At 64.2% G+C, this 6907-nt stretch carries 7 protein-coding genes and 1 pseudogene; 7 read left to right on the plus strand and 1 reads right to left on the minus strand.

What is annotated here, in order from left to right; translation table 11 throughout:
* Positions 1-396: 396 nt before the first annotated feature.
* The 6 genes from VFW69_RS05295 to VFW69_RS05320 all read left to right on the plus strand — a co-directional run bounded on the left by VFW69_RS05295 (position 397) and on the right by VFW69_RS05320 (position 5275).
* Positions 397-1236, plus strand: coding sequence for an ANTAR domain-containing response regulator (locus VFW69_RS05295; RefSeq protein WP_526498885.1), 840 nt, complete (start codon positions 397-399; stop codon positions 1234-1236).
* A 203-nt stretch (positions 1237-1439) separates the two neighbouring features.
* Positions 1440-2114: a C39 family peptidase gene (locus VFW69_RS05300; RefSeq protein WP_526498887.1), complete on the plus strand. Its 675-nt coding sequence runs from the start codon at positions 1440-1442 to the stop codon at positions 2112-2114.
* A gap of 722 nt (positions 2115-2836) precedes the next feature.
* Positions 2837-3511, plus strand: a complete 675-nt coding sequence (locus VFW69_RS05305) for a hypothetical protein (RefSeq protein ID WP_526498889.1) — start codon at positions 2837-2839, stop codon at positions 3509-3511.
* A 41-nt stretch (positions 3512-3552) separates the two neighbouring features.
* A complete protein-coding gene (locus VFW69_RS05310) occupies positions 3553-4071 on the plus strand; it encodes a carboxymuconolactone decarboxylase family protein (protein ID WP_526498891.1) in 519 nt (172 codons plus the stop codon).
* The gene (locus tag VFW69_RS05315; RefSeq protein ID WP_526498893.1) at positions 4068-4613 is read left to right on the plus strand and encodes a carboxymuconolactone decarboxylase family protein; all 546 of its coding nucleotides are present in this window, start codon (positions 4068-4070) and stop codon (positions 4611-4613) included. The genes VFW69_RS05310 and VFW69_RS05315 overlap by 4 nt, the downstream gene beginning before the upstream one ends.
* Positions 4614-4738: 125 nt before the next feature.
* Complete coding sequence (locus VFW69_RS05320) at positions 4739-5275, plus strand: TetR/AcrR family transcriptional regulator (protein ID WP_526498897.1); 537 nt, start codon at positions 4739-4741, stop codon at positions 5273-5275.
* On the opposite strand, the gene VFW69_RS05325 is transcribed toward VFW69_RS05320, so the two are convergent.
* Positions 5255-6424 carry an acyl-CoA dehydrogenase family protein gene (locus VFW69_RS05325; protein WP_526498895.1) on the minus strand — a complete coding sequence of 390 codons (1170 nt, stop codon included), beginning with the start codon at positions 6422-6424 and terminating at the stop codon, positions 5255-5257. The genes VFW69_RS05320 and VFW69_RS05325 overlap by 21 nt on opposite strands.
* Positions 6425-6609: 185 nt before the next feature.
* Here VFW69_RS05325 and VFW69_RS05330 point away from each other — a divergent pair.
* Positions 6610-6907: pseudogene (locus VFW69_RS05330) on the plus strand (Rv3717 family N-acetylmuramoyl-L-alanine amidase); the annotation flags it as partial.

Below are 6907 nucleotides of genomic sequence, written 5' to 3' on the forward strand. Positions count from 1 at the left end.
GACGTGGGCTAGCGACGGTGTAGTGGAACGGTGGCAATTGATCTGCACTTCGTCATCGCTTCCCTCGGTCGCTCGCAATAATTATGCGCAGGGGAACGTAACCTACCTGCGCATTTAGTGGGAACTAATAGCGATTCGACAACGTACATTTCTAACTCGTCATGCCTGCCGCGCGGCCGTTGGCCTGGTAGAGCGCGCGGGTGAATTGTAGTGCGCTCACCGCTGGCGAATGCCCGCCGGTCGTTCCGCCGAATAGGCGTCGGCGATGTCCGCGGCGTCGCCCCGTGGCTCGTAGACGAACTGCATCGCATTCGTCACCCCTCGAAGGCCATCACGCCAAGCCTGAATGCCTGCTCAGCGGGCGTGACCGACGACATTTCGTGTCACACTGTGCTGATGGTTCCCCATGATCGGCGCACCGACGACTCCCTTCCGGCCGCTGCGGCGGCGCAGGACAGCGAGCAGGTCGCCGACCTGGTCATCCAGGCCGCCGCCGACAACAGGATCACGCCGACGATGCTGGGCCGGATGCTGGTCAGCGCCAGTCGCAGCATCGCCGACGAGGACGATCTGCTGACGCTGCTGCAGCATGTCTGCGAGATCGCACACGACGCCGTCGACGGCGCCGACAGCACGGGGGTGACCATCGACCTGGGCGGCAGCATCTATACCGCGGTCCACACCGACCAACGCACTCTGCGTGTCGATACCGAGCAATACGACGCCGGCCAGGGACCGTGCCTGGACGCCTCCCGGACCCGCACCATCGTCCTTGTCGACTCCGACGACGCTGCCGCGACCTGGCCGAGGTTCGCCGCCGCGGCCCGCGACGAAGGAATTCTCAGCTTCCTGGCCGCCCCACTGTTCACCACCGAACAAACACTGGGATCGCTCAATCTCTATGGACGTTCGCGCTCGGCATTCGACAACTTCGACGCCGAGATCCTCGCCATGCTCACCACGGCAGCATCCCGCGCGATTGGCGACTTTTCCCGCTTCCGGTCTGCCCGCGACGTGGCCGACTCCATCCAGCGTGCGCTGCAAACCCGCGCTCCCATCGAACAGGCCAAAGGCATGCTGATGGCCATCCACCAGATTGACGCCGACCACGCCTTCGACATGCTTCGCCGGAAAAGCCAGGAGATGAACGTCCCGCTGCGTGCCGTCGCCGCCGATCTTGTACAGCAACTCAGCACAACTTCCGCGCCGGAAGCCGATGCGTCGCAGGCCGTCTGAGCTGGCAGCGGCCGCTAGGCGGCTGGTCGTGCGCGACGCAGTCTGGGGCCTTCCGGCTACCAGCTTGATTTCAGGGGAATAACTGCTCGCGCGTCGGTGCGGCATTTTCGCCAAGTCTCTGTTAAATATCCGTCCAGGGCCACAACCTGAGCCTCTTTTCGTCACATCTACACGCCGTCGCGGCGGCCCCGGAGCGGACACCCATGACGAGCACCTCGCGGGCAAAGGTCGCCAGCGCCGCACGAACGGTCGGCCGGGCCGTTTTATTGTCCGCCACGATTGCAGCGTCGCCGGTGATATTGGCCGCTGGGGTGCACGCCAACCCGGGCGCTCCCGTCCCCGACGCCGACCATGAGTTGGGAATGCATGGCGATCCCGTCGCCGCCGCGCCCTACTGGCGCCAGCAACACGCTTCCGACTGCGGGGAAATGGCGGTGGCCGATGTGGTCGGCCAGATTGCGGGACGCGAGCCAACCGAGCAGCAGATGATCGCTTTGGCCGAAAACACACCGAGCGCAGCGGGTCACGGGCCGATCTGGAAGCCAACGGGCACCACCGATATCGCCGACCTTCCGATACTGCTGTGGCACTACTGGATCAGAGCCGAGAACATTCAGACCGATACCGACGCCGTGGCGCGCAAGCTGGGGGGAAACCACAAGGTCATCGTCATCCTCAATGCCGAAACGATTTGGAACCGGCCTGGGAAGCGAAACTCTGCAAACCACTTCGTGGTTGTCACCGGCATCGACAGCAAGGCCGGTGTGGTGCATCTCAACGACAGCGGCATCAGTACGGGCCGCGACGAGCAGGTTCCCATCGCCGTCTTCGAGCAGGCGTGGGCCCCTAACTACAACTCGGCCATCGTGACCAAATGACTGCCGGCGACGCGAAAGCGAAATGACTCGCGATCAAACGCAATCGAAGATTCGCGGTTGATGGTAACCAGCGAATATTTTGCCGTATCAACCTGCGGTGAATAGCATGTCCTTCCACGTCTTCGGAGCCTTCCGCACGAAGACGCCCGCGACCGCATCCACATTCAACCGTCCACCGGCCTAGAAGACTGCAAAATCCGCTAGCGATCATAGGTAGATGCACCGAGCCCCAAGCGCCGCAGGGCAATACCGATTACTCTGCCGCCCATCGAAATTGGACCGGAGTATTGACGGGCATTGCCCGCGGATTGGGCTGCCATGCTTTGCGTTTCGTGTCACCGCATGATGCGGAGCGCCGGATTTGCCAGCTTCCTTGCTTCCGCCTGAGTCTGCATCCGCGCTGCCCGTCCTGCTCGGCGCCACGCGCACTATCGACGATGTACGGAATGCCGGCTGGGCCTGTGCGGCAGCCCTGGGTCGCGGCAATGGGTTGTTGCGTGGAACCGTGGAAGTGGGTTTGCGCGGAGTGTGGTCATAAGTGGTAGCAGTTGAGAGGTCAATAGTCGGCGTCGTTGATTTCGCCCCAGTTATGCCCAGTTATGGGGAAACAACGCGCTGGTCGCTGGTGTGTGTCTTAGTCTCGGCAATACCGGCAAAATGCGCGGAAGATGGAGCCGTCGCGCAGCCTCTGGTCGGCCTACGGGTCGCAGAAGGGGGAGACCATGAAAGACGACGACGGCGGGGGCGATGGCGAGAGCGGAGAGATACGCGAGTACAACGGTGTCCTAGATAAGGCCATTCGACAAGCATCCAAACTTACGGGCGCTGCCGTCGATAAATTGCGCGCGCAATACCCAGACGCAACCGATGAAGTGCTGGTTAAAAAGCTCGAGGCCTTGTTTTCAACGACGGTAACCACCACGGGTGCCGCAACAGGCGGAGTCGCCGCCGTACCCGGGGCTGGCACTGTCGCCGCGCTTGCCAGCGGAGTTGGCGACGGTGGCTTATTTCTTACCGCTAGTGCCGCACACGTCCTCGCGGTTGCGAGCGTCTACGGGATACGCGTTGAAGATTACGAGCGGCAGCGTGCCCTGCTCTTGATGGTCTTATCAGGTGGCGGGACGGCGGGGGGTGTCTCAGAAGCCGCGGGGAAAACCGGATCTTATCTGGGCGCGCGCGGCGTGCAGGCGGTCCCGATGGAGACGATCCGTCGGATCAATCGCGTTCTTGGTGCCCATTTCATCACCAAGTATGGGACGAAGCGCGGCGTCATTGTCCTTGGTCGAGCGGCGCCATTCGGCCTTGGAGTCGCTATTGGTGGCGGCGGGAACTTCCTCATGGCAAGAGGTGTCATCAAAGCAACGCGGAAGGCGTTTGACAGCGCGCTTGAGTACTAACGCGCCTCCTGCAGGTACCGGACGGATCTAAGGATGTAGGCGTGACACGAATGCCTTTGGCCAACGCGGACGAGCAACCCGAACACATCCGGCGCCTCCTCGCGCGCCCCGGCACACTCAACGTGCTCCGACTGCTCGCCAACGCTCCCAATGTATTTGACGGATGGGCACAGATGGCCGGCCAGCTATTCGAAAGCCCAACCTTCACCCCGCGGATGCGCGAAGTCATCATCCTGCGGGTGGCCCATCTGCAGGACTCGCCCTATGAACTCGCCCAGCACATGATCTTCGCCCGCACCGCTGGCCTCACCGACCAACAGATCGACGCCCTGCTCGACAAAGCGGACCTGAACACGGCCGGATTCAGCGGCGACGAACGCACCGTCATCGACACCGTCACCGAACTGTGCGCCACCCGCCGACTCAGCGACGACACCTTCGCCACCGCCCACGCCCTGCTCGGCGACGAGGCGCTCACCGAATTGCTGATCATCGTCAGCTGCTATTACGGCCTGGCGCTGGTGCTCAACGCCGTCGACCTCGAGATCGACGCGAAATGACCCGCATCCCGTATCGCCGGCCCGAAGACATGACCGAACTCGCCCGCGAATTGACCGCGCGGCGCGGCAATCTCAACGTCTATCGCGCACTGGCCAACGCCGAGAAGGTATTCACCGGCTGGATGGTGGCTGGCGACGCCGCCCTGACCAGCCCGGTGCTGCCAAGAAGGCTGCGCGAACTGATCGTCCTGCGCACCGCCTATCTCATGGACTGCGCCTACGAACTTGGCCAGCACAGAGACGTCGCGCAAAAGGTTGGACTCGCCAGCGCCACCATCAACGCCATCACCTCCGAGTCCGATTGGCAAACAGGACAATTCGATCACACCGAGCTGGCGGTGTTGCGACTGACGACCGAGCTCGTAACGACACGCCGCGTTGCGGCCCCGCTTTTCGACCAGGTGCACACGGCTCTCGGTTCGGAGGCCACCGTCGAAGCGTTGATGGTCATCAGCCGATACGCGGGCCTGGCGCTGATGCTCAACGCGCTCGACGTCGACCTCGATGACACCGCCCGACTCCCTATTCCGCCGACGCGGTGAGGAGGCCGGTGGCTGCGTGAGATCGCCTCATCCCGCCTCCGACCAGTAACCCCTCCCGTAGCCTGCATGGTGTGGTGGTGCGAAAGCAACCGTCGACCCGCCTGTCAGCCGAGAACTGGCTCGAGGTGGGCTACACAGTGCTCGCCCAAGAAGGCGTGCGCGCACTCAAAGTCGAACGCCTCTGCCAGCAGGCCGGCGTCACCCGCGGCAGCTTCTACTGGCACTTCGAGGACATCGAACAATATCGGGCCGCACTGGTCGAATCGTGGAACAAATTCCTCGAACGCGACCGTCGGGCACTGTCCGAGCTCGACGGACTGCCACCCCGGGAACGCCTGTTGGCCCTGACACGCACCCTGGTGAGCCCGCAGTACTGGATGCTCGAGCGCGCGATGCGCGAATGGGCCCGCTTGGACCCAGTGGCCGCCGACAGCATCCGCGCGGCCGACCGGCTCCTGCTTCGCACCGTGATAAAGGCCTATAGCGACTACGGTTTCAGCCTCGAGGACGCCAGGCTGCGCGCCGAACTGACCTTCGCCGCGGGAATCGGACTGTTACATCTCACCAGCTCGGCCGAACAGGCCCAATCGGTGGCTCAACGAGAACGGTTCCTGGCCCTGATGCTGGGGGAGACGGCCGCCTCAGACCATGGCGATGGGTGAAATCTTCGCGCCAATCGCCAACGCCCCGGCCAACTCTCGACTGGTGTCGTAGTCGAACACGACATGCCCCGAGGCGATGTCCACATCGCGCTTGGCGCGCTGCATAGGGCTCGACAGGAAGTGGGCGCTGGCGCCGGCGGCCTCCATGAGATCGGCGATGATCGACCGGCTTTCGTGCACGGTGCGCGCGGCCGCCAGCCGTGCGTCGGCCCGCACCGATCGGCTCACCCGTTCGCCGCTGACCACGATCGTCTCGATATCGTCGGCGGTCTTGGCGACCAACGCCCGCAGTGAGCTCAGCCGTACCCGGGCCTCGCCGAGGCGAATCTGCGCGGCGGGCTGATCTTTTTGCGCCACCCCGCTGTAGGCCAGTACGCGCCCGCTGAGCCGTTCGGCGAACAGTTCGGTCACCAGCTCCGCGGTTCCGAGCACGGGCATCGCCGCCGTTAGCGCCAGCGCCGGAACCATCGGCCACCGGTAGGTCGGGACCCCGTGCTCGCGCGCACCCGGTGTCGTCCCGCCGTAGATGTCGGCCACGGCGACCAGTCGATGCTCGGGCACGAGAGCCTCGGTGATGACGAGATCGTGCGAGCCGGTGCCGCGCATTCCGGCCGTGTGCCAGGTGTCGACGACCTCGACCTGCTCGGCGGGCACCACGGCCAACGCCGGATCGATTCGGTCCTGCCGTTCGATGAGCACGCCGACGATCACCCAATCGCCATCCATCGCGCCCGTCGCCCAGGACCACCTGCCGGTCAGGCGCACTCCGCCGTCGGCCGGGACGCCACGACCGGTGGGAGCCAGGGGAGCCGGCGCCAGCACGGGTCCCGACGCAAAAACCTCGTCCTGAACGCGCGGATCGAACAGCGACAGCATCCAGTTGTGCAGCGCGTAGAAACCCAGCGTCCAGGCGCTCGATGCGCAGCCATGCGCCATCCGCCGAATCGGTTGCAGCAGTTCGGGAAACGAGGCCTGAATGCCGCCGAACCGGGCCGGCAGCAACAACCGAAACAGGTCGGTCTGCCTGAAGTCGCTGATCGTCGCCGCGGGCAGGCGCCGCAATCGCTCGGCCTCCTCGGCGCGATCGGCCAGCCGCGCAACAAATTCGTCGGTGACGCCGTGCAGAGGGCGGCTTTCAACCACGGACATGCCGTTGACCCTAACATACTATTTAGTATGGAAATTCTTTGGCATGACTCAAAGGCTCGAGTAGTACGCCGGCATCGGGAACGGTCGATTCCCAAGGTTCACAGGAACCGTTGTGCGCCAGAATATTTCGCCGTGGCCACCAACCTATGCGTCTCGGCCGGCGAGCCGATTGCTACCATCGCGCGGTGAGTGATCGCCCTGGTGGGCTGCGATCCGTTGCTCGCCGCGACGTCCTGAGGATCGCCGGTGTGATGCCGGCGATCGTCGCCGCCGGCGCATTGCTGCCCACCCCGCGCGCGGCGGCCGGTGTGGCCGGGATGTCGGTGTTCCTCGACCCCGGCCACAACGCCGTGAATGACGCGTCGATCAACCAGCAGGTCCCCAACGGCCGCGGCGGCACCAAGCCCTGCCAGACCTCGGGTGCGGTTGCCGACGATGGGTATCCCGAGCACGCGTTCACGTGGGCGGTGGTGGGATTGATCA

The sequence above is a fragment of the Mycobacterium sp. genome (assembly GCF_036273375.1).
Lineage (GTDB): Bacteria > Actinomycetota > Actinomycetes > Mycobacteriales > Mycobacteriaceae > Mycobacterium.